29 protein-coding genes and 1 riboswitch are annotated in these 26815 nt (G+C 42.1%); of the genes, 9 read left to right on the plus strand and 20 right to left on the minus strand.

The annotated features are described in order from the left end of the window. Positions 1 to 43: 43 nt before the first annotated feature. Positions 44 to 406 carry a HesB/IscA family protein gene (locus tag HRJ06_RS02465; RefSeq protein WP_174728312.1) on the minus strand — a complete coding sequence of 121 codons (363 nt, stop codon included), beginning with the start codon at positions 404 to 406 and terminating at the stop codon, positions 44 to 46. A 172-nt stretch (positions 407 to 578) separates the two neighbouring features. On the opposite strand from HRJ06_RS02465, the gene HRJ06_RS02470 reads away from it, so the two are divergent. After that, on the plus strand, positions 579 to 788 hold the full coding sequence (locus tag HRJ06_RS02470; protein ID WP_174728315.1) for a hypothetical protein: 210 nt from the start codon (positions 579 to 581) through the stop codon (positions 786 to 788). Between the two features lie 300 nt (positions 789 to 1088). Here HRJ06_RS02470 and HRJ06_RS02475 read toward each other — a convergent pair whose 3' ends face one another. Then, positions 1089 to 1328 (minus strand): YuzB family protein, encoded by a 240-nt coding sequence (locus HRJ06_RS02475; protein ID WP_174728318.1) that lies wholly within the window; start codon positions 1326 to 1328, stop codon positions 1089 to 1091. A gap of 312 nt (positions 1329 to 1640) precedes the next feature. Here HRJ06_RS02475 and HRJ06_RS02480 point away from each other — a divergent pair, with 312 nt between their 5' ends. Then, positions 1641 to 2708: an NAD(P)/FAD-dependent oxidoreductase gene (locus HRJ06_RS02480; RefSeq protein ID WP_174728321.1), complete on the plus strand. Its 1068-nt coding sequence runs from the start codon at positions 1641 to 1643 to the stop codon at positions 2706 to 2708. A gap of 106 nt (positions 2709 to 2814) precedes the next feature. On the opposite strand, the gene HRJ06_RS02485 is transcribed toward HRJ06_RS02480, so the two are convergent. Beyond that, positions 2815 to 3141 carry a YuzD family protein gene (locus tag HRJ06_RS02485; RefSeq protein ID WP_174728323.1) on the minus strand — a complete coding sequence of 109 codons (327 nt, stop codon included), beginning with the start codon at positions 3139 to 3141 and terminating at the stop codon, positions 2815 to 2817. 149 nt (positions 3142 to 3290) lie between these two features. On the opposite strand from HRJ06_RS02485, the gene HRJ06_RS02490 reads away from it, so the two are divergent. Continuing rightward, on the plus strand, positions 3291 to 3536 hold the full coding sequence (locus tag HRJ06_RS02490) for a NifU family protein (protein ID WP_174728326.1): 246 nt from the start codon (positions 3291 to 3293) through the stop codon (positions 3534 to 3536). A 75-nt stretch (positions 3537 to 3611) separates the two neighbouring features. Here the strand turns inward: HRJ06_RS02490 and thrB are convergent, their stop codons facing one another. The 5 genes from thrB to yutH all read right to left on the minus strand — a co-directional run bounded on the left by thrB (position 3612) and on the right by yutH (position 9399). Then, positions 3612 to 4532, minus strand: coding sequence for a homoserine kinase (gene thrB, locus HRJ06_RS02495; protein WP_174728330.1), 921 nt, complete (start codon positions 4530 to 4532; stop codon positions 3612 to 3614). After that, on the minus strand, positions 4529 to 5590 hold the full coding sequence (gene thrC / locus HRJ06_RS02500; protein ID WP_174728332.1) for a threonine synthase: 1062 nt from the start codon (positions 5588 to 5590) through the stop codon (positions 4529 to 4531). The genes thrB and thrC overlap by 4 nt, the downstream gene beginning before the upstream one ends. Beyond that, the gene (locus HRJ06_RS02505; RefSeq protein WP_174728335.1) at positions 5587 to 6885 is read right to left on the minus strand and encodes a homoserine dehydrogenase; all 1299 of its coding nucleotides are present in this window, start codon (positions 6883 to 6885) and stop codon (positions 5587 to 5589) included. The genes thrC and HRJ06_RS02505 overlap by 4 nt, the downstream gene beginning before the upstream one ends. Before the next feature lie 440 nt (positions 6886 to 7325). After that, entirely contained in the window at positions 7326 to 8309 is a 984-nt protein-coding gene (locus tag HRJ06_RS02510) for a 2-hydroxyacid dehydrogenase (protein WP_174728338.1), read from the minus strand. A 79-nt stretch (positions 8310 to 8388) separates the two neighbouring features. Further along, entirely contained in the window at positions 8389 to 9399 is a 1011-nt protein-coding gene (gene yutH, locus HRJ06_RS02515; RefSeq protein WP_422392708.1) for a spore coat putative kinase YutH, read from the minus strand. A gap of 208 nt (positions 9400 to 9607) precedes the next feature. Between yutH and HRJ06_RS02520 the strand changes: the two genes are divergently transcribed. Then, positions 9608 to 10111, plus strand: a complete 504-nt coding sequence (locus HRJ06_RS02520; protein ID WP_174728343.1) for a phosphatidylglycerophosphatase A family protein — start codon at positions 9608 to 9610, stop codon at positions 10109 to 10111. Between the two features lie 341 nt (positions 10112 to 10452). On the opposite strand, the gene HRJ06_RS02525 is transcribed toward HRJ06_RS02520, so the two are convergent. Next, positions 10453 to 11220, minus strand: a complete 768-nt coding sequence (locus HRJ06_RS02525; RefSeq protein WP_174728346.1) for a TIGR01457 family HAD-type hydrolase — start codon at positions 11218 to 11220, stop codon at positions 10453 to 10455. A gap of 69 nt (positions 11221 to 11289) precedes the next feature. After that, positions 11290 to 11727, minus strand: coding sequence for a HepT-like ribonuclease domain-containing protein (locus HRJ06_RS02530; RefSeq protein ID WP_174729289.1), 438 nt, complete (start codon positions 11725 to 11727; stop codon positions 11290 to 11292). Between the two features lie 243 nt (positions 11728 to 11970). Between HRJ06_RS02530 and glpX the strand changes: the two genes are divergently transcribed. The 3 genes from glpX to HRJ06_RS02545 all read left to right on the plus strand — a co-directional run bounded on the left by glpX (position 11971) and on the right by HRJ06_RS02545 (position 13615). After that, positions 11971 to 12939, plus strand: a complete 969-nt coding sequence (glpX, locus tag HRJ06_RS02535) for a class II fructose-bisphosphatase (protein WP_174728350.1) — start codon at positions 11971 to 11973, stop codon at positions 12937 to 12939. A 31-nt stretch (positions 12940 to 12970) separates the two neighbouring features. Continuing rightward, positions 12971 to 13237 (plus strand): DUF3055 domain-containing protein, encoded by a 267-nt coding sequence (locus HRJ06_RS02540; RefSeq protein WP_174728353.1) that lies wholly within the window; start codon positions 12971 to 12973, stop codon positions 13235 to 13237. A gap of 90 nt (positions 13238 to 13327) precedes the next feature. After that, the gene (locus HRJ06_RS02545; RefSeq protein ID WP_174728356.1) at positions 13328 to 13615 is read left to right on the plus strand and encodes a cytosolic protein; all 288 of its coding nucleotides are present in this window, start codon (positions 13328 to 13330) and stop codon (positions 13613 to 13615) included. A gap of 476 nt (positions 13616 to 14091) precedes the next feature. On the opposite strand, the gene HRJ06_RS02550 is transcribed toward HRJ06_RS02545, so the two are convergent. Then, a complete protein-coding gene (locus HRJ06_RS02550; protein WP_174728359.1) occupies positions 14092 to 14367 on the minus strand; it encodes a YutD family protein in 276 nt (91 codons plus the stop codon). A gap of 115 nt (positions 14368 to 14482) precedes the next feature. On the opposite strand from HRJ06_RS02550, the gene HRJ06_RS02555 reads away from it, so the two are divergent. Continuing rightward, entirely contained in the window at positions 14483 to 15241 is a 759-nt protein-coding gene (locus HRJ06_RS02555) for a YhcN/YlaJ family sporulation lipoprotein (protein WP_174728362.1), read from the plus strand. Positions 15242 to 15560: 319 nt separating this feature from the next. On the opposite strand, the gene lipA is transcribed toward HRJ06_RS02555, so the two are convergent. Beyond that, on the minus strand, positions 15561 to 16520 hold the full coding sequence (gene lipA / locus HRJ06_RS02560) for a lipoyl synthase (protein WP_277874651.1): 960 nt from the start codon (positions 16518 to 16520) through the stop codon (positions 15561 to 15563). A 174-nt stretch (positions 16521 to 16694) separates the two neighbouring features. Between lipA and HRJ06_RS02565 the strand changes: the two genes are divergently transcribed. Next, on the plus strand, positions 16695 to 17657 hold the full coding sequence (locus HRJ06_RS02565; protein WP_422392710.1) for a M23 family metallopeptidase: 963 nt from the start codon (positions 16695 to 16697) through the stop codon (positions 17655 to 17657). Between the two features lie 253 nt (positions 17658 to 17910). On the opposite strand, the gene HRJ06_RS02570 is transcribed toward HRJ06_RS02565, so the two are convergent. From HRJ06_RS02570 to HRJ06_RS02605, 8 genes are all read right to left on the minus strand, one after another. Then, positions 17911 to 18009: a methionine/alanine import family NSS transporter small subunit gene (locus HRJ06_RS02570; protein ID WP_174728371.1), complete on the minus strand. Its 99-nt coding sequence runs from the start codon at positions 18007 to 18009 to the stop codon at positions 17911 to 17913. Then, positions 18009 to 19532 carry a sodium-dependent transporter gene (locus HRJ06_RS02575; RefSeq protein WP_174728374.1) on the minus strand — a complete coding sequence of 508 codons (1524 nt, stop codon included), beginning with the start codon at positions 19530 to 19532 and terminating at the stop codon, positions 18009 to 18011. The genes HRJ06_RS02570 and HRJ06_RS02575 overlap by 1 nt, the downstream gene beginning before the upstream one ends. Before the next feature lie 527 nt (positions 19533 to 20059). Continuing rightward, the gene (locus HRJ06_RS02580; RefSeq protein WP_174728377.1) at positions 20060 to 21631 is read right to left on the minus strand and encodes a Na+/H+ antiporter NhaC family protein; all 1572 of its coding nucleotides are present in this window, start codon (positions 21629 to 21631) and stop codon (positions 20060 to 20062) included. A 139-nt stretch (positions 21632 to 21770) separates the two neighbouring features. Next, positions 21771 to 21955: riboswitch (Lysine riboswitch) on the minus strand. Between the two features lie 69 nt (positions 21956 to 22024). After that, the gene (gene yunB, locus HRJ06_RS02585; protein ID WP_174728380.1) at positions 22025 to 22792 is read right to left on the minus strand and encodes a sporulation protein YunB; all 768 of its coding nucleotides are present in this window, start codon (positions 22790 to 22792) and stop codon (positions 22025 to 22027) included. A 58-nt stretch (positions 22793 to 22850) separates the two neighbouring features. Continuing rightward, the gene (locus tag HRJ06_RS02590; protein ID WP_174728384.1) at positions 22851 to 23960 is read right to left on the minus strand and encodes an HD-GYP domain-containing protein; all 1110 of its coding nucleotides are present in this window, start codon (positions 23958 to 23960) and stop codon (positions 22851 to 22853) included. Between the two features lie 210 nt (positions 23961 to 24170). Further along, on the minus strand, positions 24171 to 24473 hold the full coding sequence (locus tag HRJ06_RS02595) for a YunC family protein (RefSeq protein WP_174728387.1): 303 nt from the start codon (positions 24471 to 24473) through the stop codon (positions 24171 to 24173). 58 nt (positions 24474 to 24531) lie between these two features. After that, positions 24532 to 25905 (minus strand): bifunctional metallophosphatase/5'-nucleotidase, encoded by a 1374-nt coding sequence (locus HRJ06_RS02600; protein WP_174728390.1) that lies wholly within the window; start codon positions 25903 to 25905, stop codon positions 24532 to 24534. Positions 25906 to 25969: 64 nt separating this feature from the next. Further along, a complete protein-coding gene (locus tag HRJ06_RS02605; RefSeq protein WP_174728393.1) occupies positions 25970 to 26797 on the minus strand; it encodes a sulfite exporter TauE/SafE family protein in 828 nt (275 codons plus the stop codon). Positions 26798 to 26815: the final 18 nt, after the last annotated feature.

The raw sequence follows: 26815 nt of genomic DNA on the forward strand, positions 1-26815 counted from the left end.
AAACAGGCTTTTACACTGAAACTTTATAGTATTTAACAATGTTTTAACAGTTCTCGGGAGTTCCCTGGTTGGTAGCGGTTTTAAAAGAGGACCCGCAGCCGCAAGAAGCAATTGCATTTGGGTTTTCAATTGTAAATCCGCCGCCCATCATGGATTGCTTATAATCGATCGTTGTGCCGCGCAGAATTCCTTCGTCTTCTTGCTGAACCAAAATTTTGATACCATGCTGTTCCAGCTGAATATCATTTTCCCCAGCTTCATGGTCAAAACCCATCCCGTAAGAAAGACCGCTGCAGCCGCCGCCCTTAATCGCAACGCGCAAAAACGCACCCTCTTCTTCATTTTGTTTCATCATATCTTTAATCTGCAATCCTGCAGCTTCTGTAATAACAACAACATCACTCATAAATGGTTCCTCCTTTGAGAAATTTAGTACTTAAATACCTCTACCTTATAGTATATACACTATGTGCAAGTTCCTCAACCATACAGATTATATGAAAAGCGGAGCCGACTGATCAGAAACGAGCAAACTGGAAATTCCGACAAAGAAGCGGTTTGTGCTTCTGTAGGAGGAATTGAAGTTTGCTGAGTTTCTAGGAGGCGGAGCTAGACAATATGAAAAGCGGAGCCGACTGTCCAGAAACGAGCAAACTGGAAATTCCGACAAAGAAGCGGTTTGTGCTTCTGTAGGAGGAATTGAAGTTTGCCGAGTTTCTAGGACGCGCAGCTGGACAAAGAAAAGCGGAAGCGCCTTGAACAGCTCCGACAAGCGCTGGAGGGCTTGAGGGTGAAGTCGTTTTTTGACTTCATCAGCAAGACCGAAGCGACTCGAGGAGCTAGGCGCTGCAGCTAGAAAAAGAAAAGCGGAGCCGACTGTCCAGGGGCGACAGGCATAAGACGGACGCTGACAGAAGGCGTCCTTTGCCTTCCGAAGCGGTTGACTTATGACCCCGAGCCCCTAGGAGGCGCAGCTAGACAAAGAAAAGCGGAGCCGACTGTCCAGGGGCGACAGGCATAAGGCGGACGCTGACAGAAGGTTGAAGAGCCAATGGAAAAAGAGCACCCTTAGGGCACTCTTTCTTATATTAAAACATCGGATTTTCATCCAAATATCGGTAAATATTCTCTACTAGTTCATCGGCTGTATCAGCGGATACAACTTCGCCATTAACAAGGGCGAACATCGAGCGGGCGCATTTCCCACAATAACCCAAGCAACCGTATTCAATTATATCTAAATTCGGATCCTTTTCAAGCTGCTCAAGGGCCTTTTGAGAACCGCTTGCCAAATTGCTGATACAAAACTCGATAATTGGCTTGAACATACCCCTCACCTCTCTACTAATTGTCTATCGTATCGTTTTTTGTAGGCATCGTCAAATGTTGGTTACTGAATTCCTGCTATTCGAATAATATATTTGTTGTGATTTAGTCACAATTTAGATATACTTTTTATGGTGTTTAAACAGTTCTAATGTTATTAATTATTTTTAAATAATATTCTATTAAATGTTTTGCAAACGATTACGTTGCATCCCGTAATATTATTTTTTTGACTTTTAAAGAAAAAGACCTACCGTCTTTTCAAAAAATTTTATCAGTACACTTTATAGTGCATTTAAAAAGGGGACATTGACATGAAAAATCTCATTATTCTCGGTGGTGGATACGGTGGAATGAGGGTTCTGAACCGCCTCTTGCCAGACGATCTTCCGGAGGATGTTAAGATCACCCTGGTAGACCGTGTTCCATATCACTGCTTGAAAACAGAATATTATGCACTGGCGGCCGGAACGATTTCTGACCAGCATGTTCGCGTATCATTTCCGGAACATCCTAGCTTGCAAATTAAATATGCGGAAGTTACCGAGGTTTCTCTTGAGGAACAAAAAGTTATTCTAAAGGATGAGGATCCTCTACAATTTGACGACCTGATCATAGGGCTTGGCTGTGAAGATAAGTACCATAGTGTTCCGGGAGCGGATGAGTTTACTTACAGCATTCAAACAATAGAAAAATCCCGCCGCACCTATCAGGCACTTAATAACTTGCCAGCAGGGTCGACAGTCGCAATAGTCGGTGCAGGACTAAGCGGGGTTGAGCTAGCTAGCGAATTGAACGAGAGCCGCAGTGATTTAAATATTAAGCTTTATGACCGTGGCAATCATATTCTTTCCGCATTCCCAGAGCGGCTCAGCACCTATGTAGAAAACTGGTTTGACAATCACAAAGTGGATATCATCAATAATGCAAATATCACTCGTGTAGAAGAAAACCTGCTTTACAACCATGATGAGCCCGTTCGGGTAGACGCAATTGTTTGGACAGCCGGGATCCAGGCTAACCATGTTGTCCAAAACTTAAATGTAGAAAAAGATGGAATGGGCAGAGTCGTTTTAACCCCACAGCATAACATCCCTGAATATGAAAATGTTTATGTAGTTGGAGATTGTGCAAGCCTTCCCCATGCTCCAAGTGCCCAGCTCGCAGAAGGCCAAGCAGAGCAGATTGTTGATGTCCTTGAAAAACGCTGGAAAGGCGAGAAGCCGCCAGAGTCGTTTCCACCGATAAAACTTAAGGGTGTTCTAGGATCTCTTGGGAAAAAGCATGGTTTTGGTATGGTTGCCGACAGGGCCATAACCGGCCGGGTAGCCAGGCTGCTTAAATCAGGGATTCTTTGGATGTATAAATACCATCGTGGATAAAAAGTGAAAGCCTCTAAACAATAATGAATTGTTTAGAGGCTTTTTATTGTATAGTAACGGTATCCTGAACCAATACCTATGATCGAACAAGCCTTTCATTACTAATTTAGGCTTCTCCGTAGCCAAACTGCTCCATCTCCTTGAAGATCGTTTTCAACCGCGGGTTCCCTTCTCCAACAACTTTATTTTCCAGCAGGACAATTGGGTAAAACATATCCTCTTCAATAACTTTTTGGGCAAAGGCCTGTTTTTCTTGATTTGCGGGAGGATTAAAGATATCAACATATGTAATCGAAAATGGCTGGTTTTTATATTTCCGGCTAATGGCAGCCTCCAGCCATTCAAAGGTTTCCTTGGAAGAAGGAAGGTTTACACAGCTCGGACATAGCTGGTCTGCACCATAAACAACTAATTCAATTTCTTTTTTTAGCATTAAATCTCCCCCTTATCGTATCTTTATTGTACAATGAACTTGTGAACCAGTGCTTCACAAAAAACTGTAGATTTATGGATTTTCCGTTTAGAGAATAGATTTTTTCGGTCATTATGATTATAATAAACATATGAAAGGAGTGGATCTAGATGTCTGAACAAGCTATTGACGAACAGGTACAACAGGTACAAGAAGTATTAGACAAATTGCGCCCTTTTCTTCTCCGCGATGGAGGAGACTGCGAGCTTGTTGATGTAGAAGATGGAATTGTAAAACTTCGCTTACTCGGCGCTTGCGGCAGCTGCCCAAGCTCTACCATAACATTAAAAGCTGGTATTGAGCGTGCCCTTTTAGAAGAGGTACCAGGAATCGTTGAAGTAGAACAGGTATTTTAAGAACACGAGGTTTATGGAGCTTTATTCAAAAAGCGGATTTGCCTAAAGGCAAGTCCGCTTTTTTTATTTGCTAGTTTAATTGTTTTTAACTTGATCCGTTTGGCAGGCTGTACTCCCGGCCTTATCAATTTTCAGCGGGAGAATAAGCATATCTGTAAATTCCTTCGATAAAGCAGCTGCTAAAGCAGCTCCCTTTCCGTTCTCAGTAAAGCATATTACAGTCGGCCCAGCCCCGCTAATAGCAGCTCCAAAGGCTCCGTTTTGTTCTGCGCACACTTCTACCCTTTCAAAATTAGGGACTAATGCCTTACGGTAAGGCTGATGAAATAAATCACTTCTCATCATTTTTCCTGCAAGCAGCCAATTCCCTGTCAGCAAAGCTGCGACAAGCTGGTTTGCAACAGCACTTGCTTGCACTGCATGAGCATAGTCAAACTGAGCAGGTAGAACTTGCCTTGATACCTTTGTCATTAACTCCGTTTGTGGGATGACTGCAACAGCCTCCACATCAAATGAATGAATCCAGGTTACATCAACATCATCTCCAAGCTGGCTTCCAACTACAAGACCGCCATACAAAGAAGCTCCAACATTATCCGGATGTCCCTCCAGCTTTGCTGCAAGTTCAAGCTTTTGTTTCTTTGAAAGGTTAAGGTGGCAAAAACAGTCTGCAAGCTCTATACCTGCAATGATTGCAGCTGCACTTGATCCAAGACCTCTTGCCAACGGAATTTCACTTTTAACCTCAAGCCGGCAGGGGGGCATTTCTGCTCCATAAAATTTTGCTGCCTTAAGCGCAGTCTGAATAATGAAATTCTCTTCATTGCTTGGAAATTTCTTCAGTTCCTCAGAAAGCGGAACTACTTCCCACTGGCTGCTTCTTTCGGCTTCTACTTCTAAAAAAAGATTAATCGCTAAACCTATCGAATCAAAGCCCGGTCCCAGGTTGGCGGAACTGCCTGGCACACGAAGCGATAGCCTGTCCGCCCCTGTCATTGGCGGACGACTCCCCGGATGTGTTCGGCAACAAGATCAGCATTGTTTGGAAGCACAACTGGCTTAATGGTATTGGAGTCAATAGCTGTTGATGGATCTTTAAGTCCGTTTCCTGTCAGTACAGCGACGATCTTTGAACCTTTTTGTATTTGTCCACTTTGAATCAATTTATATACACCAGCTAGTGAGGCACATGACGCTGGCTCTGCAAAGACCCCTTCTGATTTCGCTAACTTACGATAAGCCTGCAAAATTTCATCATCAGATACTTCGTCTATTTTTCCATCAGATTCCTCAGCAGCAGCAACTGCTAAATCCCAGCTTGCTGGGTTTCCAATCCGGATAGCTGTTGCAATCGTTTCAGGATCCTCAAACACCCGATTGTGTACAATGGCTGCTGCTCCCTCTGCTTCGAACCCAACCATTTTTGGCAAACCAGTATTTTTAGCTGCGTGATATTCTTTAAATCCTTTCCAGTAGGCGCTGATATTCCCTGCATTTCCAACTGGGATTGCCAGGATATCCGGTGCGCCGCCAAGCTGGTCACAGACTTCGAAAGCAGCCGTTTTCTGGCCCTCAAGCCGGTATGGGTTTACTGAATTAACAAGCGTCACATCTTCAGTTTCACTTATTTCACGAACCATTTTCAAAGCGTGGTCAAAATTCCCCTGTATTGAGATGATTTCCGCACCGTACATTACAGCCTGAGCAAGCTTGCCCATTGCAATTTTCCCCTCGGGAATAACCACTATACAACGAAGCCCCGCTCGCGCAGCATAAGCTGCAGCAGCTGCTGAAGTGTTGCCGGTAGAGGCACAAATAACGGTTTTACTGCCTGATTCCCAAGCTTTAGCAACCGCCATCACCATGCCTCGGTCTTTAAAGGAACCTGTCGGATTAGTCCCTTCTGTTTTAACATAGAGCTCAACTCCCCACTCCTCAGAGAGTCGATCCAGCTTAATCAAGGGAGTATTCCCTTCATGGAGGGACAGAAGAGGAGTGTCATTGTCTATCGGAAGAAATTCTTTGTATTCGTGTAAGATGCCGTTCCATTTCATATCTTCGCACTTCCTTCTACTCTGTACGAGCTCTTAAGTTCTTTCACAGTCTCTATATCTCTTATCTCTACTAAAATGTCGTTATAATCTTGAAGAGAAGCCCTGTGAGTAACCAGGACGATCTCTGCCAGCCCTTTTTCTTCAATTGGCAGCTGAAGGATTTTTTCAAACGAAACGTTATGCTTTGAAAAAACAGATGTAATATCAGCAAATACGCCCACTTCATCTTTTACTTGAATTCTTAGGAAATACTTAGAGTACATCTCACTTGGCTCTTTTAATTTCTTCTGGTATTGCGGGGTAACCGAGCTTCTTCCGTTAACTCCGAGCCGCATGTTTTTCATGACCCCAACTAAATCTGAAACGATCGCAGTTGCAGTTGGCATGCTTCCTGCCCCCGGACCATAAAACATTGTTTCACCAACAGCTTCACCATATACATATACAGCATTATATTCATTTTGCACGGAAGCTAGCGGGTGTGACGCTGCGATAAGCGTTGGCTGGACGCTGACTTCAACCTTTTCATCTTCGCGCTGCGCAATCCCGATCAGCTTCATTGCATAGCCAAGCTGTCGTCCGTATTCTATATCTTCTTCAGTAACACTCGAAATTCCTGTTACTTTTACATCATCCAAATCAATTTTCATTGAAAAGCCCAGTGTGGCGAGGATCGTCATCTTCCTAGCTGCATCCAGTCCTTCAACATCTGCTGTCGGATCCGATTCGGCAAACCCGAGTGCCTGAGCTTCTGCCAGCACTTCCTCATATGGCAGCCCTTCTTTGGACATTTTCGTTAAAATAAAGTTAGTCGTACCGTTAACGATACCCATCATTTTTGTAATACGGTCAGAAGCCAACCCGTCAACGAGTCCGCGCAAGATTGGAATTCCGCCCGCTACACTTGCTTCATAAAATAAATCACAGCCGTTTTCTGAGGCTGCTGTCAAAAGCTGTGAGCCATATAGAGCCATTAAATCCTTATTCGCTGTCACGATATGCTTTTTATTATTAAGGGCATTCAATAAATGCTCCCTAGTTTCTTCAATACCACCCATTACCTCGATAATGACATCAATCTCAGGATCCTCGATGATATCGTTAGGATTTGTTGTTAAAAGAGAAGGATCAACTCTTACTGCCCGTTCCTTATCAAGCTGTTTGACGAGGATTTTTTTAATGGTTACTGGACAGCCTACCTGGTGCATTAGTTTATCTTGATGGTTTTCAATTATTTTTATTACTCCGGATCCTACTGTTCCAAGCCCCAGAAGACCGATTGATATTGCTTTCATGATTGTCTCCCCTCTCTTTTGTTCGTTCAGTAAATACATTTGTTTGTATATAGTAGACATTATAGAGCCCTTATTGCCTTTTGACAAGGGTTATTTACAGCTCTCTGGCCTGTAACCGCTTACCTTACTGTTATAACAGGAAAAAAATTTCCCAGCTTAGCTTTAAGAACATAAGCTAAGCCTCCATAAGTGACGTATGTATCTGGAGAAAACCCACTAGATAAAGGAAACACGAAGGCCAGAAATTTAAACTTATCATTAGGAGGTTAGGATCATTTCCCTGTCATTGGAGTGTAAGATAGATGCAGGCAACGCATCAATTATCCATAGCATACTTTTTGAATTTCCTAAACGCCAATGAAAAAGCACCCTTAAGAGAGTGCATAAATTAAGAACCGGCCGTAGAGCTCGGCTCCCCACCTTCAATGCCCGCGGTAAAGTCAATTTTTTGGCTTCCAATCTTGGTTGACGAGAGCAGGTGGCTTCTCACCGCTCAAGACGGCTATGATATTATCGACACAAAGCTGCATCATGGCCATTCTTGTTTCTCTGCTGCTGCTCCCGATATGCGGAAGGGCTACAACATTGGGTAGTTTTAATAGGGGATGGTCTGCTGAAATCGGTTCCCTTTCAAACACATCCAGCCCTGCAGCTGTAATTTCCCCTGTCTGAAGGGCTGTCAGAAGCCCTTGCTCGTCCACCAATCCCCCCCTTGAGGCATTAATGAACACAGCAGTATTTTTCATTTGTTTAAAGATTTCGTACGTGAACGCTTTTCTAGTTTCATCAGTTAACGGAGCAAGACAGACAACGAAGTCAGCTGACTGGATCAACTCAGTGAAGGAACAGAATTTGGCTCCAAGCCGTTGCTCTTGTTCTGTCTTTCTGGTCCGGTTATGATATATGACTTTCATGTTAAAGCCTTTTGCCCTTTGTGCAACCGCCTCACCGATTTTTCCCATACCGAAAATCCCAAGCGTTTTATGGTGAATATCCTGTCCGGCCAAAAGCATTGGACTCCAGCTTTGCCATTTATTTTGTTTAATATATTCGGAGGATTCAACCATTCTGCGTCCCGCTGCGAGCATCAAACCAAAAGTAAGGTCGGCTGTCGAATCGGTCAGAACGTCCGGAGTATTACACACGGCAATCCCTTTTTTTGCAGCCGTATTTACATCAACATTATCATAGCCCACTGCCATGTTCGCTACGACTTTTAGGTTAGGGCCTGCAGAAAGGACTTCTTCCGAGACCTGCTCTGACAGCATCGTCAACAAAGCGTTAGCCTTAGCTGCCTCCTGAAGAAGACGTTCCTTTGGTACAGCTATGTCCTCATATCCCCACATACTTACTTCATATCGAAGCGATAATTGATCTACAATATCGTTAGGAAGCTTTCTTGTAATAAAAATATACGGCTTCATTTTTTTCCCGCCTTTTAACGAAAGCATTTCTTTTTATTGTATCAGACAATTTAAGCTAGTTACAGAAGAGTTAATTTCACTAATAGAGCCACTCTACTCTGGGGAGCTTCAGCCTGCGGACAGGAACTTCAGCCATTTGAAAAAAGTGTCCAAGAAATCCTTCATGCTCTTGGGTTTGATTCAAATATTTTCGCAGCTGGTCACTGCGGAAGTGCTTTTCTTGTTCGGAGCCAGTAATGAAATAAGTTTCTACGCAGTCAAAATAGTGCAGCGGAAACAGGAGCCGCGCATACAGAAGCCGCCAAGAAAAGACTGACAAAGGACTGCGTTGCTGATAATCCTTTATAAATTGCCTTAAACCAGGCTGGTACGTTTGAGTATTAATGAAATAATTGGATCTTATCCATTCGGCTACATCACGAGCGCGATGGTCAAACACCCAATCAACTGGATTTTTGATGTAAAATTGTGTCCCCCATGATTTAGCCGAGAATCGATCGTGGCAAATTGTCCCGCTGTCCAGTTCTGATGGCCTTTCGTCGATTTCAGTATCGACTAGGTATTGAATCGAGTTTTCTGCGAGACCCATATAATACGGAAAAGATTCAAGAAACATTCGCTCAAATTCCGACTCCGGCGGCTGGTACAGCATACTGTTCCAAACACTTTCCATTTGATCAAGCCGCCTTTCCCAAAGCTGCTTCCATTGCCCTATTCGGTTTACCTTTTCCAGTTTAAATGGTACTAGTTTCCCCCGTTGATGAAATTTGGCGAGCCTTCTCCCGAGTTTAGCAGGCTCAGGAGGCTCCTGTTTACGGCTTTCCCATACACAATACCTTCCTTCCTCCCACTCGCATAAAATGTTTCCATCTTTCGTCAAGCAGAGCTGTGATACAGACCAGTCACCGGTCCCGTACATAAATCGAGACAGCATATTTAATTCCTGAAGTTCTTCCGGATCGTAAGCAGATGCATTTAAAACAAAATATAAATCATTATTTTTTTGAAACCCCCGAAAACGGCCATCGGTTACTTCACTATTTGCCTTAATTCCGTATTGATTTTCAAGCATTTGCTGAAACAATTCCATACACCTCCCGTAAACCTTTTATAGGTAATGTATATTCACCCCTGATAAAAACTTGTTTAAGACTTTGCTAGATGAATAAGAGTCCAGGTTCAGGAAAAGATGTAAAAGAGCATTAATTCCCTTAAAACAGCACAAATCCGATTAACTCGAATAATTTAGGATAAATAGGTATATATATAGGGAAAATTCCGATGAAAAGGTGACGCTGATGGAAGAGAAAAAAAGTGCAATTGATTTGACAGAAGAAACAGCCAGAAGATGGCTTCATGAAAGAGGAGTCGAAATAGAAGACATTGGCGAACTCGTTTTTTACCTGCAGGAGAAGTATGTACCGAATCTTAAAATGGAAGACTGCCTTGAAAATGTCGAACGGGTATTATCCAAACGAGAAGTACAAAATGCTATTTTGACTGGCATACAGCTTGATATCCTCGCTGAAAAAAAGCAACTTGGGGAACCTTTACAGTCCATTATTGAGACAGATGAAAGTTTATATGGTGTGGATGAAATACTGGCATTTTCTATCGTTAATATTTATGGATCAATCGGGTTCACGAATTATGGATACATTGATAAGCAAAAACCAGGCATACTTGTAAAGCTTAACGAGAAAGGTACCGGGCAATGCCATACCTTTTTAGATGATCTGGTTGGAGCCATTGCTGCAGCGGCATCAAGCCGACTTGCCCACCGTGCAGCTAATACTGAATAATTTGCCTTCTAACACAACGGATTTTCGGACTAAAGGATGTGCTAAATTTTCGGGACACCATAAAAATGGTGTATTAAAAGACCAAATCGTCAATGATTTGGTCTTTTGTATTCCCTTGAATAGATTGGTCAAAAACGATACAAAATTACAGCATTATAATAATTAAACTACTGGAGGCCCTGGGTACAGAGTTTAGGATTCGCATCGTATTTCCTGCTTGTACTGTCCGAATAACCTTCCCAGTCGGACTCATCAACCGCTTTTCCTGCTTCCGCTGTCCGTATAGCCTTCCCATCACTTGTCTGAATTCCGAATTACTTGCTTTGCAGGTCAATCTTTTTCTATAGGATCTCCCACTGGTCCAGTGAGTCTATCACATAGGTGGGTTTATTCTCATAGCCGTCAAGATGTTCCTTGGTTGTTACCCCTGTATGGACAAGCAAAGTATCCATTCCTGCATTCATTCCAGCCATAATGTCAGTGTCGTAATTATCCCCCACCATTAGTGTTTCTTCCTTTGTTGTTCCTAGTACTTCAAGAGCCTGATCCATTATAATCGCTTCTGGCTTTCCAATAAAAACTGGCTGGGTCTGCGTTGAAACGGCAACAACCGCTGTTAATGAGCCGTTCCCAGGCAGCAGTCCTCTTTCTGTTGGAATCGCAATATCTCCATTCGTTGAGATAAATGCAGCACCATTCCGAACTGCCAAACAGGCCACAGCGAGTTTTTCATAAGATATACTGCGATCGATACCCATTACTACAAACTGCGCCTGTTCATCCGCGACAATAAGTCCCCTGTCGCTAATTGCTTTCTTAAGGCCCTCTTCCCCAATTACAAAAACAGTGGCATTTTTTACTCGATTATATATGTAATTAGCTGTTGCCTGGCTTGTTGTAAACACCTGGCTCTCTTTAGCTGGAATGTCATAACTTCTTAATTTTTCAGCCACTTGTTCCGGGGTTCGCGAAGAGTTATTTGTCACAAATAAATAGGGAATCTCTTTTTCAATCAAAAGTCTTACAAAACCTTCCGCTTCTCTTATTCGCTCTGAACCTCGGTACATGGTACCGTCCAAATCAATAAGGTACCCTTTATACTTTTTCACCAAATCACTCCCAACTGTTTACCCTGATAGCTCGACTGCCCTTTTAAGAAAGTAGTCCAGGGTCCAAGCTTACTTTTTAAAAGCTGAAACAGGTCCTAACTCATCAATAAGGTAGCTGCTGATCTTTTGAGGAAACTGTTTTAACATCGGCAATTCAGCCTTAAAATCCTGCTGAAGTGCACTGTGATCAACCTCAGTATATCTCTGCACAAGTAGTTTTCGGTAGGCTATTATCTTTTTAAAACTTTCATTCATCTCTTCGGTAATAACTTTTTCATCATCCAGAATATCCACAATGTCCTCATAGCTTCCTGGGTCTCTCATGATAAAACCATCGATCATAGCATTACCCACATCTAGAATCGCCTCGGTCATCGTATGAGTAAGGCGTTCCAATGCTGCTTTTTCAGTAGGCGTGCTCCATTCCTGCCTACTTTCAAAATGCTCGAGCTGCCCTTCGAAAAATAGCAGAAGCTGTGAAATTTTTTCACGGTCGACAAAATACACCACTCGTTCATCCTCTCAAATAACATTATTTTAAAAGAGTAACGCTCCCACCAACGGAAGATTCTAATTAAAATAAGCTCATCTCTTTTATTGTATCATAATCTTCTAATCACAATCCTTTGTTCATCCAGCAAAATAGCCTTTGTCCTTTTTTATATAACCAGAAAAATACAACTTTTTTAAAAAAGAAAATCATTTTCTGGTAAGATAGGGATGAGGAATTGCCAAGATGGAGGGAAAAGGTTGGAACGTGAACTTGCTTTAGAGATAGTTCGAGTGACAGAGGCTGCAGCCCTTGCTTCGGCACAGTGGATGGGCCGCGGAAAAAAGAATGAGGCAGATGATGCTGCAACTTCAGCAATGCGGAGAATGTTTGATTCAGTCAATATGGCAGGAACTGTCGTCATCGGGGAAGGGGAGCTGGATGAGGCTCCTATGTTATATATTGGAGAAAAGTTAGGGACTGGCATGGGGCCTGAAGTAGATATTGCAGTGGATCCACTTGAAGGAACAAGCATTGTCGCCAAAGGCCATAACAATGCTATGGCCGTCATTGCTGTTGCTGACAAAGGAACACTCCTGCATGCCCCTGATATGTATATGGAAAAAATTGCTGTTGGAAAGCTTGCAGCTGGCAAAATCAGCCTGGATGACCCGATTGAAAAAACAATCGACATTGTCGCCAAAGCAAATAACAAACGAATCCAGGATCTTACAGTGATCATTCAGGAACGGGATCGGCATGATGGTCTGATTGAAAGAATACGCGCCAAAGGATCTAGAGTAAAACTATTCGGAGACGGAGATGTAGGTGCAGCGATTGCAACAGCGCTTCCGCATACCGGTGTAGATCTGTTTGTCGGAACTGGCGGTGCACCAGAGGGCGTCATTTCAGCTGCAGCGATTAAAGCCTTAGGCGGGGATATGCAGGCTCGTCTGGTGCCTCACATGATCGAAGAAGAGGAACGCTGTGTTCAGATGGGGCTGCAAAATCCAAGGCAGCTGCTGACCTTAAACGATCTCGTTTCTGGAGACGATGCGATTTTTGCAGCTACTGGAGTTTCAAGCGGGGAACTGCTTGATGGAGTACGATTTTTGGGCGGCGACTTGGTTGAAACCCATTCAATTGTCATGCGGTCGAAAACAAAAACGGTCCGATACATAACCGCTCACCATCACCTTGAGCATAAACCGCACTTGATAATGCTTTAAAAAGTTTATTTACCAAAAGGAGGAAATAAGATTGGGAGACCCGTTTTTTTTATATGACGATCTAGTGGACACAAAGACTCGATTTGTTAGCTTTATGGGCGAAAATCAGCGCTTTGACCTTGCCATTGTTCAGTCTGACCGCTATTACGGAAAAAAGCTCGTGCTTGATATTCAGGGGAGCCGCTTCGCTATTATCGGACAGGACGATCTCGAAGAAGAAGGCTACCTAGAATTTGCCTTTAAATTATCAGAAGAAGATGCTCAAGAACTTCGCTCTTTCCTTTACCAAGTTGTGTGACAACGGTGACAGGCACCATCCATTTTATGGATGGTGCCTGTCTTGTTTTAGGTGGGATACTATAAATAATTCAATTAAAGGGGTGACAGCATGACAGACAAAGAAGAGCAAGTATATACAGATTTTTCAAACGTTGAGACTCTAAAAAACTTCCTTACCTCTGAAGAATTTCCAGAAGGTCCGTTCGGATCGCCTATCCGAAAAGATGCCCCCGTACAGAATAAGGCTGACAAATGGGAGGAGGGTCAGCGCTTTTACACTCCGTTTAATTACGAATTTAAGAATCTGCACCAAAATTTACCGCGGCAGATGGAAGGTGCTCATCCTACCCATGACGATCCTGATCAGAATGAAGAGCCCCCATACGGCAAGGGATAGGGTTTCAGTTATGCAAGAAAAGCGCAAGCGCCTTGAACAGCCCCGACAAACCTTAATATGAAGCCCTGTTTAACTTCGACAAGCGCTGGAGGGCTTGAAGATAAAGTCGTTCTTTGACTTCAGCTGCAAGACCCAAGCGACTCGAGAAGTTAGGAGGCGCAATTGGAAAAGCGCTGGAGGGCCAGAGGGTGAAGTCGCTCTTTGACTTCATCATCTTGACCGAAGCGATCTCGAGCTGCTCGAAGCCTATCGACTCCTCGCAAGATACTCAGGGAAGCTAACTCTTTGGGAAAACTGGCTAGGCGCTGGAGCTAGACAGCAGCCAATATCAAGAATTTTATACTTTCTTATCTTGCAAAAAAGGCCAGTGCTGCTGCTGGCCTTTTCTTCATTCAGCTATGGTTAGAGAAATTCCTGCAGATTGTCAGTACACAGAATACCTTGCAGGCAATTTATTCCCTCGGTTAAGGTTTATACTATTTCTTTACCTTTTGTGCTACGAAATATGCACAGCCGAAATTACAAAACTCATAAAGATATTCACTGAGTGTACTGATTTTTGTATCAAATGTTGCTTTTTGATTCTGGTCATCAAAAAAGCCCCGAAGCCGAAGCTGGCCATATCCCCAATCTCCTACAATAAAATCATATTTGGTAAGAATATCACTATATCGAGCTCTAAAAGCTTCCTCATTAAAACCGCTTCTGCTCTCTTCTATCACTTCGTAACAAATATTATTGATGCATACCATAAATTATTCACCTCTTTGATCGAACATGTCTAATTAAATTATAACTGATTCCCCATGAATTACTAAGAAAAAAAAGTAAAAGCATGGTCATTCTATAAATGAGGGGGTGTTTTAATTGAAAAAAGCAGTACTAATAATGAGCCTATGTGGATTAACTGCACTGGCTGGCTGTGCAAACAACATGGCAGAGCCAGGCGATGCGGACAGAGGCCTTCATGAGAGAAGCGGCAATACATTAAATGTAAATGACCAGCGTGCTGATATTTATAACCGGGACGACCGCGGCATGAGGGACAGAAGTGAAGACTTTGGTTATATCCGCCACCAAAAGACTGGCATAATGGGTCAAGATACTCAAAGGGATCATTATGCTTGGATAGACCGTGAGGAAATGGCTGACATTATCGGGCTTTTCTGCACAGATGTCCCAGAAGTAGATGATGTCTCAACTTTGGTAACGGATGAAGAAGTATTAATTATTTATAATACCGATTCAGATGACCGTTTCCAAACAGCTGACCAGGTAAAAAAAATGGCTATGTCTGTCGTTCCTCGCTGGTACCATGTCTATGTGTCAGATAATACCAACCTTCGCAAAGATGTTGAAAACTTTGCTACACTAGATTCTGACAGCCGGAATATCGAAACCTTAGTCAATGGGGTGATTACACAAATGCTCCAATCCCCCCAAGGCCGAAATTTAAATGAAGGCGAAAATGCCAACGGTGAAGCCAAGGGTGAAATGAATGATAACATGGATAAAGATGATTTAGCGGAAAGGCTCGAAGAAAATAAGATTCAAAATGATGCCAACAACAACAACAACAATAACAATAACAACAGAAACGATAATGACAACAATTTGAATAACTAAATCCATGGATTGCCTTGTTCGGTAACTCGGACAAGGCTTTGTTTGTTTACCGATAAAATATGCTGCCATGTTTAATTTCGTTAGCTCTAAAGAGTGTAAAGGTACAGTCGTTATCTGTAACTTCATCAGCAATCCGAAGCGGCTTAACCGGATGAGCAGGCTTCCCAAGATATTTGCTTTAAGAGATGAATATTGTGATCCTAGACGCCACGAGGAAGCCGGTTCTTGGACAAAACTGGCAAGGCTCTGGAGCTACACCGTAGTCAATGATTATAATTTTCCTACCTATAAAAAAACCCAGCTGGGCTGGGCTTTTGTCTTAGGCTTCTTTGGCTTCTTGCTCACCTAAAAGCTGTTTCTTCTTAGCTGCAGAGTTAACTTGCTCATCTGCATGGTAGGAAGATCTCACAAGCGGGCCAGCTTCACAATGGCTGAACCCTTTCGTTAAAGCAATTTCTTTTAATTCCAGGAATTCATCAGGATGGTAGTACTTTTGTACTTTAAGATGTTTTTTTGTCGGCTGTAAATATTGGCCGAGTGTCAGAATATCGACATCGTGACTGCGCAAGTCATCCATGGACTGAATGATTTCTTCTTTCGTTTCTCCCAGGCCAATCATTATGCTCGATTTAGTCGGGACATCAGGCTGCAGCTCTTTAGCCCGATGCAAGAATTCTAATGATCTTTTGTATGTAGCTCTTGCTCGGATTCTAGGAGTAAGTCGTTCAACTGTTTCAATGTTGTGGTTTAAAATATCTGGTTTTGCATCCATTAAGGTTTGAATGTTTTCGTATAATCCGCCCATATCAGATGGGAGAACCTCAATCGATGTGAAGGGATTCTTTCTGCGAATAGCGCGGACTGTTTCAGCAAATACAGCAGCCCCGCCGTCCTTTAAATCATCGCGTGCAACAGCGGTAACAACTACATGCTTAAGGTTCATCAAGCTGACCGAATCTGCAACGCGTTCTGGCTCTTCCCAGTCAAGTTCAGTAGGCAAGCCGGTCTTTACGGCACAAAATCTGCATGCCCTTGTACAAACACTTCCCAATATCATAAAAGTAGCAGTCCTTCTGACAGCCCAACACTCGTGAATATTAGGACACTTTGCCTCTTCACATACAGTATTAAGCTTTTGTTCACGCATCATCTTTTTTAAACCTGTATAGTTTTCATTCGTATTCAGCTTTATTTTTAGCCATTCAGGCTTTCTTAGCATCTTTTCATCGGTGCTCATATTTTCACTCCTCTTTCCGGAAAATAACGCATTAACAGGCAGCCTGCCTGCTTCTGTAGTCACTTTAACACATCAAAGATGGGAGAACAAGCCGAATACATTTCACTTTCCATTATTTGATATTTATTAAATTGGCAAGAAATCACACACTAAACGTAGCTAACCTTTAAGAAGGGAGGATTCCCATTGAAAATTTTATTTTTTGCTGCTGTTTTCATCGCTTTAATCTTTTTTCCTGGATTGGGAAGTGTCAATGCTCAAGAAGAACAGGACCCATACCCATTGAGAATGGAGCTCTATAAAAAGGTTGAAGCGGTTACGAATGTCCCTTGGTATTACCTTGCAGCTGTTGATCAGTATGAGAGAAACATAAGACAGGTCAGAAAGGATCTTCCAAAGCCAGAAGGAATAGCGGGGATTTATTTTCGTCCCGAGGAATGGGCAGGTTTACTAAACCCGAATATTAATGATGAAAGCCCTGTCTCTATTCAATTCTTCAATGGCATGGGATTTGATGGGAACGGAGATGGGAAAGCTAGTACGGCTGATGATGAAGATGTACTGCATGCCTTTGCCCAGTATCTCCTGTCATATGGTACCGACCATGACAATATTAAGATAGGTCTCTGGAATTATTATAAGAGAGATAAAACCGTTGGGATCATAATTGGGAAAGCATTGGTATATAAACATTTTGGCCGCTTAAATCTTGAAGAGCATGCATTTCCTGTACCATTAAGGAGCAACCACAGCTATAAAAACACGTGGGGAGATGCCCGTGGCTGGGGCGGACGCAGAATCCATGAAGGAACCGATATATTTGCCAATTATGGAGTACCTGTCAGAGCCACTAGCTATGGAATTATCGAAATGAAAGGCTGGAATCGTTTTGGAGGCTGGAGAATTGGCATCCGTGATATAAACAATAACTACCATTATTTTGCCCATCTAAGCGGTTTTGCCAAAGATTTAAAAACTGGCCAAATTGTTGAACCGGGAATGGTAATAGGCGGTGTAGGCAGTTCAGGCTATGGCCCGCCAGGAACTTCAGGTAAGTTCCCTCCACACTTACATTATGGAATATACAAAGATAATGGATATACAGAATGGTCATTTGATCCTTATCCTCGACTCAGGTTGTGGGAACGCCAAGAGAGGCAGCGAACCAAAAAGAAATAAATTTAAAAACAAAATCGTAAGCGCCCGTTAAGCGCACGACAGGACTGGAGCACACTGACTGAGATAAAGAAAACAACGAAGAGCGTTAGCGCATTCGTGCTTGACTTATCAAAGGGAGTGGGGCGAAGTACACAAGTCGCTGGTCGCTGGATGCACTCAACGCATCCGATCATTTGCAACTTGAATTTTGAAAACATAAAAAATCCGGGGTTTAAACACATTAATTGTGTTCAAACTCCGGTTTTAGTTTACTTTATTTAGACTTTTTCGCAGCAGTCACAAGACTTGCGGCCAATCCGCCCCAAATGATCACAATACCAACAACCATCATAACAATTGCACTAGCATCCATTATTGGGATACCTCCTTGCTCTCTTTTGCGGATTTGTTTAATTCCTGTTTATTCCACTTCTTCAAGCTCAACAGTGTTCCGATAAATATGGCTCCAAGGGCTATAGCCCATCCGAAGTTGAAAAGGAATTCCCTTGAATAATCACCATTTCCATAGTCACCTGTTAAATTTTGACGCAGGTTATCGAACATCATGTAACCAAGAACAACCGGTGTGATTAAACCCAGGCAGATTCTCCACCATGTTCCAAGCTGAATGTCAGATACACTGTTTGCATGTGCTTGCAGGCCTTTAAGTTCTTTCGCAAACCATGCAATTGCAATGACCTGAATTAGCCCAGCTAAGGCAACACCAAAGTTATTGATGAAATAATCAGTAACATCTAGGAAATATAGTCCGCTCTTTGTTGCAAAAAGAAGTGAAATGACTGCGGATAACCCGCCTCCAAAAAGGACTGATTTTGTACGTGAAATCTTAAATTTCTCCTGAACACCGGCAACGAACGTCTCAACAATTGAGATGAGCGAAGATAAACCGGCTAAAACAAGTGATCCGAAGAAAAGGAAACCGAAGAATTGGTTAAACGCTGGGAACTCATTAATGATTTGCGGGAAGACAACAAAAGCTAATCCCACACCCGCACTAACAACTTCTGAAACAGGTACGCCTTGCTGTGCTGCCATAAATCCAAGAATACTGAAAACCCCAATACCAGCAAGCAATTCGAAACTTGAGTTAGCAAACCCTGTGATAAAGGCATTATTCGTGATATCCGATTTCTTAGGTAAATAACTTGAATAAGTAATCATAATAGCAAATGCAATCGATAAGCTGAAGAAAATCTGTCCGTATGCAGCGACCCATACCTTTCCGTTCGCTATCTGGCTCCAGTCAGGCTTGAAGAAAGCGTTAAGGCCAGCTGCAGCACCATCAAGAGTTAATGCTCTAACTACAATTATTAAGAATAAGACTAATAGGGCCGGGATGAAAATTTTATTGGCAACCTCGATCCCCTTCTTTACACCTGCAAAAAGGACACCTAAAGTTACGATCCAGACTATAACAAGCGGAATAGCGACTCCAGGAACAAGACCGCCAAGCTGGCCAGGAGTATCAGCTAGCTGAAGGTAGTTTCCAAACAAGAATCCCTCCGTATCATCTCCCCATTTTAAATTAAATGAGAATACTGTATAAGACAGGGCCCAGGCAATGATGACTGCATAATAAGTGGAAATAACAAATGATACCGTAACCTGCCACCAGCCAATCCATTCTGAGCTTTTATTTATTTTCGAGTAGGTCAAAGGAGCAGAACCTCTGTACTTATGACCCATTGTAAATTCCATGATTAAGAGTGGAATCCCTGCTGTTAATAAGGCAAATAAGTATGGCAGGAAGAAGGCTCCCCCTCCATTTTCATATGCTGTTGCCGGGAATCTCCAGATGTTCCCTAATCCAACTGCTGAACCGATCGCCGCTAAGATAAAACCAGCTCTCGTTCCCCATTGTGGACGATTTTCCATGATCTTTTCCCCCTGTTATTTCCATTCTTCCCTCTAGTGGGAAGAATGGGAAATTTTTATATTTTCTGATTATTTGATTTAATCTAAAGTTAGTATATCTAGTTTTTATGTCCCTGTCAAAACATTATTTTAGGAATAATATGTTTTTTGCAAATTATCTTTTTTTTCCTTCTTTCATATTTCTCTAAAAGTAATTAAAACTTACAAAAAGTGAGATTTACAGCCAAAATAATCAGAAGTAGACAACTATTTTCCCCCCTCCTTTGGCATCCCCTTCTCTTTTTTCAAAAATAAATTATCCTTTAATGTGCTAGTGAAATAATATTTATTGAAATATTTCTTCACCTCCTTACCTCATCCTTATTCTTATTAATGATAAACTTTCATATTTTTGTAAATTAAAGGGGATATCTGTTTAATTATCTACACTCTGATAAATGTTGGTTAAAATTAAAAAGAAAGAATATAAAAAACTGCTCTTCCATATTGGAAGAGCAGTTCCTTCTAAGCTTTAGTTCACCTGGAATTTAACTAGTTACCGATGTCTTCTGAGATTTTCCGCTAAGTACATATGCTGTAACAGCCAATAAAGCGATCACTGTTCCTAAACCAGCAAGTGTACTGCCAGTAAAGCCAAGCACAAGATAGCCCACCGCTGCAATACCTGCAGATATTAATGCATAAGGCAATTGAGTCATGACATGATCAATATGATTACAGCCTGCTCCTGTTGATGATAGGATGGTCGTATCTGAAATTGGTGAACAATGATCTCCAAATACAGCTCCAGCAAGAACAGCTGCCATGGCAGGAAGGATCATCGTAATATCCGTTGCAGCTGCAATTTCTCCTGCAATTGGAAGCAAAATACCAAATGATCCCCACGATGTTCCTGTTGAGAAAGCCATAACGCCGGCAATTAAAAATAAAATAACCGGAAGGAACGATAGATTAAGATTTGAATTTTCAACCACTCCTGCGAGGAAAGTACCTGTTTCCAGCCGACCGATTAAGTCAACAATAACCCATGCAAATAACAAAATGTACACGGCAGGAAGCATAGATTTAATCCCTTCAACAACACCTGTTAAGAACGAATCTCCTTTTACACCTTTTAAAGCAAACGCCTGACGGAAAAATAAAACAAGCGTTACTGCGAGGCCAAATAAACCGCCAATAAGCAATGACTTTGTTACGTCAGTGTTTTCAAAGATGGTGAGGATTGTGGCAGCGCCTTCTGTTGCCGTGTAACCAGTCCAAAGCATAGCTCCAACTGTACCTGCAACCAGAGCTATTATTGGCCAGACAAGATCTCCAACTGTACCTGTTGTACTTGTTGGCAAGTCATCTTTCAGCTCTCCAGGTGCGGGCTTATTTGGATCAAGAAGAAGACCTTCATTTATTGCCCGTTCTTCATGAAGCCTCATAGCGCCCAGATTAATATTTTTAATAGATACAATGAAAACCATGGCTAATGCAGCCCACACATACAGGTTCATCGGCACCATTTGCACAAACGCTGAAAACGCGGAGTACTCTGTAATATTATGGGCAGCTAAAATCGTCCCAATCAAGGCAATAATATAAGCACCCCAGCTTGAGATTGGCGATACTACACAGACAGGTGCTGAAGTAGAATCTATTAAATAGGCAAGCTTTGCCCTAGAGACGTTTTGCCTGTCTGTAATTGGACGGGAAATTTGTCCTACAGCCAATGCATTGAAATAATCATCGATAAAAATAATAACACCAAGGACAGCTCCAACTAGCTGAGCACCTGCACGTGTTTTGACACGCTTCATCGCCCATTCTCCAAATGCGCGGCTTCCTCCTGAAATCGAAATAAATGCAGTAATAAAACCCAGTAACAACAAGAATAATATAATATAAACATTCCAAGTATTCAGTGCGCCTTCATCTACAAAAACACCTTTTACACTATCTGCTAAAATCGAAAGTGTCTCACCCATATTGAATTGGGCGAGCAGCAGAGCCGCCGTTAGTATACCGATGCCCAGGGAAAGCAGAACCCTCCTGGTTAGTACCACCATTACAATTGCCAGCAATGGCGGCAGTAAAGAATAAATCGTATTTTCCATTTTCCTGTCTCCTCCTTATCTTTGAAAGGGAGTAACAAGTCAGTAATTGAGATTGCGGCTTCTATTTTGGGCAAAACAAAAAGAGTAACGACAGAGAAATCTCAATCGCTACTCTTCACAAGTAACTGAATTCTCCATCACGATCTGTAGCTCCCCACTATGAAGACAGTATCCCTCATAATGACAGTGTTACTCCTCTTAAGAGCAACCCCAGCAGTTAACAGCTGACCTGTTTACCTGCTTCGGCAAAATTCCCTTTCAACCATGGTCAACGTTGTCATCCTCACATGGCTTACTTATTAATTTTGCGCCTCTACCCCATCGAAATGATTAGGGTTATTCATTTTTCCATTCCTAATTATACAAGCCGGCTGCTATTTTGGCAATACACACTTAGTTGTTGTTATTTGGCAGCTGAATCGAAGGAGATGTACTTCCTCCGCCATTATAAAACTGTGGTACCCCGCCCTCAATGACGAACCATGTTACTGGAATACTTTGCTTAACAGTAATGACCTCTGTTGCAAATGGAATGATGATCTGTACATTAACGATAACTTCTATCGATACTTCTACAGAAACATTGTTAATGCCGTGATCTGCATACTTAGCTTTAACATCTGAATGGACGTTTCCGATTGCATTAAACTTAACCGGAATTTTTGGACCCAAGTTTCCGAGTAAGGCATTATTTGTCGCTTGACCAAGCGGCACATAATAGACAATTCCATCTGAGCTTTCGTCTTTGTCTGTTTCAATTTCTACATCCGTGAGCATTTCCAGCTCAGATAAATCTCCTCTTTCAGCATCCTTCAGGTTTCTTTCGATCATATTAGTCGTTTCTCCAGCAATTCTGTTGATAATTTCAGTATTAAGTATACGAGTAGAGCCAGATCCCTCATCTGGTCCGGGTACGTTTATAATTAATTCTCTAACGTCGATGCTGTTGGCAATTTTTTTATTAATAGCTTTCGTAATAACAAGTGTTGCAATTTTCCTGGTTTCAGCTGTTGCATAGCTCATTAGGGTTGGCTTTAGACCTGCATTTATTACCCAAAGGCCAGCAGCAGTGGAGAAAATAAAAAAGACGAATGTTAATAAAAACACATACCGAAAAGGAAGCGGACCTCTACGGGGCAGCCGGCCACCGAATTTTGCCAAAAAAATCCCCCCTTTACAAGCTATATGTATGCTCAAAAGGGGGGAACTAGCCTATAATTTAGAAATTGTTTGCCATTTGGTGCTTAAAGGTTGTGTCACAGCCTGTGATCATTAAAGACAGGTTCGTTTTTAGGTCAATTTCATATGGATTTACCCTACTCCCAGCTTCTTCAAGAATTCTAATAATAGGCCGTTCACTTAACCCTTTGTTTTGGCCAGAAATAACTCCTTTTCTTCCATCATTGAGCTCGACCGTTAATCCCACTGGATAAATGACCACTGATCTGCGAAATGCATCTACAACTGCTGTATCAAATTGAGTTCCTGATCCTGCGTAAAGAATCTCAAGACCTTCATGCGGAAGCATCGCCTGGCGGTATACCCGGTTAGAAGTGACCGCATCGAATACATCAGCAACCCCAAGGATTTTTCCAAAGTCGTGGATTTCTTTCCCTTTAAGTCCGCGCGGGTAGCCTGATCCATCAAGGCGCTCATGATGCTGATACGCACAATGTGCAACAAGCAGGGGGATAGTTATAATGTTTCTTAATAAATTAAAACCATCCTCGGCATGCTCTTTTACTTTTTTAAACTCAGGCTCTGTCAACCTTCCAGGCTTTGTTAATATTTTATGAGGAGTATTCATTTTGCCAACATCATGCAGAATCGCCCCCAAGCCCAGACTTTCCAACTCCTTCTGTGAAAGCTTCAATTCCATCCCTATCGCAAGCGCATACATGGTTACGTTTAAGGAGTGTGAAAAGATATAGTTATCATGAACAAAAACATTTGATAGGAGATTTAGAAGATCCTTGCTTTGATTTAGCTCCGTCATTAAAATTCTAATTATATCTTTAAATTTTCTTGAAGCCTTTTCAATGGTAAAAGAGTTCGATATCTTATTGTCTGATTGAACCTGTTTAAAGGTTAGCTCAATTGCAGCAATAGCTTCAGCCCGAAGAGAATCAGGAATTGAGCTTTTATAATAAATATCCTCTGTATCTGGGTCCTTCACATAAATATAATGAATACCAAACTCCTTAAGCCTGGTAAGCACTCTTTCAGTAAGCGAGACGCCTTCATGGAGAAGAACCTGCCCTTTGTCATTATAAATAACCTTTGCCAAAATCGTGCCTTCTTCAACTGAGGCAGTTGCTACCAGTCTCATAAAACCGTCTCCTAATTCTATGCTTTAATATTATTTGTCTTTCACTTATCTTCAGCTAAAAGCGGCTTGATTCTATTAGTAATCGATGAAAAACATTTCATTATTCGACAAATTATTTCTAATTTTACCATAACCTGAAAAAATCAACATTTCAATAATTTTTTTCAAGGTTTTATGGCAAATTAAAAGACAGCCTCGTCAGACTGTCTCTTAGATCATTTTTAATAAAGCTTCTCGGCCTATCGTCCCTTTGGGAATGCCCATGCTTTCTGCTTCATAGGTAACAGATTCCAAGGGTGCATCTAACAGCTCCTGAATGGTTTTAACCCCAACAGCCCGGCCGGCAATTACTTTGCGGCCCTTAAGCTTTTCGTTTAACAATCCAACATCTAAGGCTCCGCACATGATATAGCCTTTTTCGCTAGTGACAACAAGCAGGTTTGTTTTAGGCAGTTCAACCGATACGGCCAAAAAGGTGTGGCCATCTATAACAATTGGTGAAAGATCAATCATTCTTGTCATCCTCCTTCCCATTACAATTTATGACAGGAAGGGGAAAAGCGTGAATGCTCTATTCAAAGGCTTTTTTTAGTTCCCATTCAAGCAGATCTCTTAGAAAATCTGGAAAGAGATAGTTTTTGTGTTCAGCCCGGCGGATTGAAGGGAACAGCCGCCCAAACGTATACATATCAGGTACAGCAATTTTGTAATTAAAGCTTGGGTCGATTGGCTTTTCATTCACCCACATTTGATGATCATGCGATCCTGGAGTAAATTCTATCCCTTCATAAATGAAAATCCCCATTACTGTACCCCTAAAACCTAACCCTTTTACTTGCAGATGGGGCCACTTTGGCTCAAAGGTTTCTTTCATGATTTCGATTAATTCTCGGCCCGACAGTTCTACTATACAAGGATTTATCGGATGAGGGCATATGGTTAATAAATCATACTTCGTAACAGGGCCCTTAGGAAGACTTTTAAGAATTAGCCCAGCATTTAGAAAGGCACAATCAGCATTACACCATTCCAGCATTGCTTGGCATAAAAGCCTAGGAAGAGCGGAGTTTCCAAAATGGTCAACCTCTAAGGTTTCAGGAATTGTTACTACAGTTTCATTCAGCAGAGTTTTCCCATCATCATACAGCTGTTCCGTTACTGCCTGTTCTTTAGGAACTGGTGATAGTTCAAGCACATCATAAAGAACCGCCCTCTTTTGTGCTATCACGCCTGTTTCCGGATTAAATTCAATAGTGATATGCCCTATATACTGTCCGTGCTTCCCTCCTGCTGCCAAAAGTGTCTCCCCTTCGAGCCGCCCATTATGGAAAATATGATGTGTGTGCCCGCCAAGGATCACATCTACTTCCGGAAACCGCTTTGCGATCTCTTCATCATCATGTATGCCTAAATGTGAAAGCAGTACGATTGCATCAGTCTTATCTTTAAGCTGGTCTATTTGCAGCTTAATCTCTTCAAGCGGATCGGTAACCTTCCAGCCTAACAAATTGTAAAAATGCCCATAGTAAGCAGTTAAGCCGATTACACCGAGCCGAATTCCGTTTTTTGTAGTGTATACATGGAACGGACTTGCCCAATCTGGCCTGCTATCATCCTGTTTATACAAATTAGCAGCAAGTACATGAAAGTTCCTCTCGTTATACAAATTGTCCAGTTCATCATAGGAAAGTGTGATTCCTTCATTATTTCCAATAGTAACTGCATCATAGCCTGACTCATTAAGCAGCTGACAATTTCCTTTACCCCTGGTACCTTCAGAAAAGGGATGCCATCTGTCCATATGGTCGCCTATATCAAAAATAAACACTTCATCGCCGGCCTGTTCATGCCAATGCCGCCGCTCTTTCAGAAGCTGGTCAATTCTCGGCCAATGCTCAAAATGGCTATGTAAATCATTTGTATGATAAATATGAATGGTTTCCAAAATTCTCAGTCCTCTGCATTAAGCTGAGTCACAAAGCAAGCGTGACACTTTTATGTTCTAAAGCCTATGAGCCTGTAACTCCCTGGTAGATTAATCTTATTCCAATAAGAATCAGAATGATACGTAAAAACACTACAACAGTTGCACTTTCCAATCTCATATTTATGTAAGATCCAAGTTTTGCGCCAATCCAGGCTCCTGGAATGAGAGCAAGCGCGTATGTCCAATTCACATTTCCAAGGCTGATATGCGCAGCTGAGCTCGTTAACGAAGATAAAAATATCATAAACATTGAAGTTGCAACAGCTACATGGGGCGGAAATAGAAATATCAGGATCATTGCTGGGACCATCATGGAACCACCACCGATACCGAACAATCCAGAAGCAAGCCCTACTACAAAGGCAACAAGGATTCCAGTTATTGCTCCAAAACCATAGGTATAGGTTCGGCCTGCAGGATCAGTAAAAGTCCTCCTAACCCCCTTTTCGGTAACAGCCGACATGGGCTTCAAATGGCTTTTTACCATTAAAAGCAGTGAGATAAGGACGATAAAGATGCCAAAGTAAATATTAAAGCTTTGTATATTAAGGAACTTATTGATCCAGGCTCCGATTATTCCACCTGGACCACTGCCCGCAAAGAAAATCAAACCGCTTTTATAGTCAACCGTTTTGTGTTTTAAATACGCAAGCGTTGAAGATAATCCGGTAAAAATCATAATAATTAATGACGTACCCACAGCAGTCTGCGGTGAAACTTCACTGATAACAGCTGTATAAGTTCCGAAAAACAGAAGCGCTGGAACCACGATGATTCCGCCTCCAAGCCCTACAAGAGCACCAATCGTTCCAGCTGATAGTCCAATTATAAGCAGTACTATGATTTCCATTAACTTTGCCTCTTTCAT

It is taken from the genome of Mesobacillus harenae, assembly GCF_013343715.1.
GTDB lineage: Bacteria > Bacillota > Bacilli > Bacillales > Cytobacillaceae > Mesobacillus_A > Mesobacillus_A harenae.

What these genes read in the sequence shown, in the direction of transcription:
- HRJ06_RS02465 (WP_174728312.1), bottom strand. Translation starts at nt 406, where the DNA reads ATGAGTGATGTTGTTGTTATTACAGAAGCTGCAGGATTGCAGATTAAA.
- HRJ06_RS02475 (WP_174728318.1), bottom strand. Translation starts at nt 1,328, where the DNA reads ATGTTCAAGCCAATTATCGAGTTTTGTATCAGCAATTTGGCAAGCGGT.
- HRJ06_RS02480 (WP_174728321.1), top strand. Translation starts at nt 1,641, where the DNA reads ATGAAAAATCTCATTATTCTCGGTGGTGGATACGGTGGAATGAGGGTT.
- HRJ06_RS02485 (WP_174728323.1), bottom strand. Translation starts at nt 3,141, where the DNA reads ATGCTAAAAAAAGAAATTGAATTAGTTGTTTATGGTGCAGACCAGCTA.
- HRJ06_RS02490 (WP_174728326.1), top strand. Translation starts at nt 3,291, where the DNA reads ATGTCTGAACAAGCTATTGACGAACAGGTACAACAGGTACAAGAAGTA.
- thrB (WP_174728330.1), bottom strand. Translation starts at nt 4,532, where the DNA reads ATGACAGGGGCGGACAGGCTATCGCTTCGTGTGCCAGGCAGTTCCGCC.
- thrC (WP_174728332.1), bottom strand. Translation starts at nt 5,590, where the DNA reads ATGAAATGGAACGGCATCTTACACGAATACAAAGAATTTCTTCCGATA.
- HRJ06_RS02505 (WP_174728335.1), bottom strand. Translation starts at nt 6,885, where the DNA reads ATGAAAGCAATATCAATCGGTCTTCTGGGGCTTGGAACAGTAGGATCC.
- HRJ06_RS02510 (WP_174728338.1), bottom strand. Translation starts at nt 8,309, where the DNA reads ATGAAGCCGTATATTTTTATTACAAGAAAGCTTCCTAACGATATTGTA.
- yutH (WP_422392708.1), bottom strand. Translation starts at nt 9,399, where the DNA reads ATGGAATTGTTTCAGCAAATGCTTGAAAATCAATACGGAATTAAGGCA.
- HRJ06_RS02520 (WP_174728343.1), top strand. Translation starts at nt 9,608, where the DNA reads ATGGAAGAGAAAAAAAGTGCAATTGATTTGACAGAAGAAACAGCCAGA.
- HRJ06_RS02545 (WP_174728356.1), top strand. Translation starts at nt 13,328, where the DNA reads ATGACAGACAAAGAAGAGCAAGTATATACAGATTTTTCAAACGTTGAG.
- HRJ06_RS02550 (WP_174728359.1), bottom strand. Translation starts at nt 14,367, where the DNA reads ATGGTATGCATCAATAATATTTGTTACGAAGTGATAGAAGAGAGCAGA.
- HRJ06_RS02570 (WP_174728371.1), bottom strand. Translation starts at nt 18,009, where the DNA reads ATGGATGCTAGTGCAATTGTTATGATGGTTGTTGGTATTGTGATCATT.
- HRJ06_RS02575 (WP_174728374.1), bottom strand. Translation starts at nt 19,532, where the DNA reads ATGGAAAATCGTCCACAATGGGGAACGAGAGCTGGTTTTATCTTAGCG.
- HRJ06_RS02580 (WP_174728377.1), bottom strand. Translation starts at nt 21,631, where the DNA reads ATGGAAAATACGATTTATTCTTTACTGCCGCCATTGCTGGCAATTGTA.
- HRJ06_RS02590 (WP_174728384.1), bottom strand. Translation starts at nt 23,960, where the DNA reads ATGAGACTGGTAGCAACTGCCTCAGTTGAAGAAGGCACGATTTTGGCA.
- HRJ06_RS02595 (WP_174728387.1), bottom strand. Translation starts at nt 24,473, where the DNA reads ATGATTGATCTTTCACCAATTGTTATAGATGGCCACACCTTTTTGGCC.
- HRJ06_RS02605 (WP_174728393.1), bottom strand. Translation starts at nt 26,797, where the DNA reads ATGGAAATCATAGTACTGCTTATAATTGGACTATCAGCTGGAACGATT.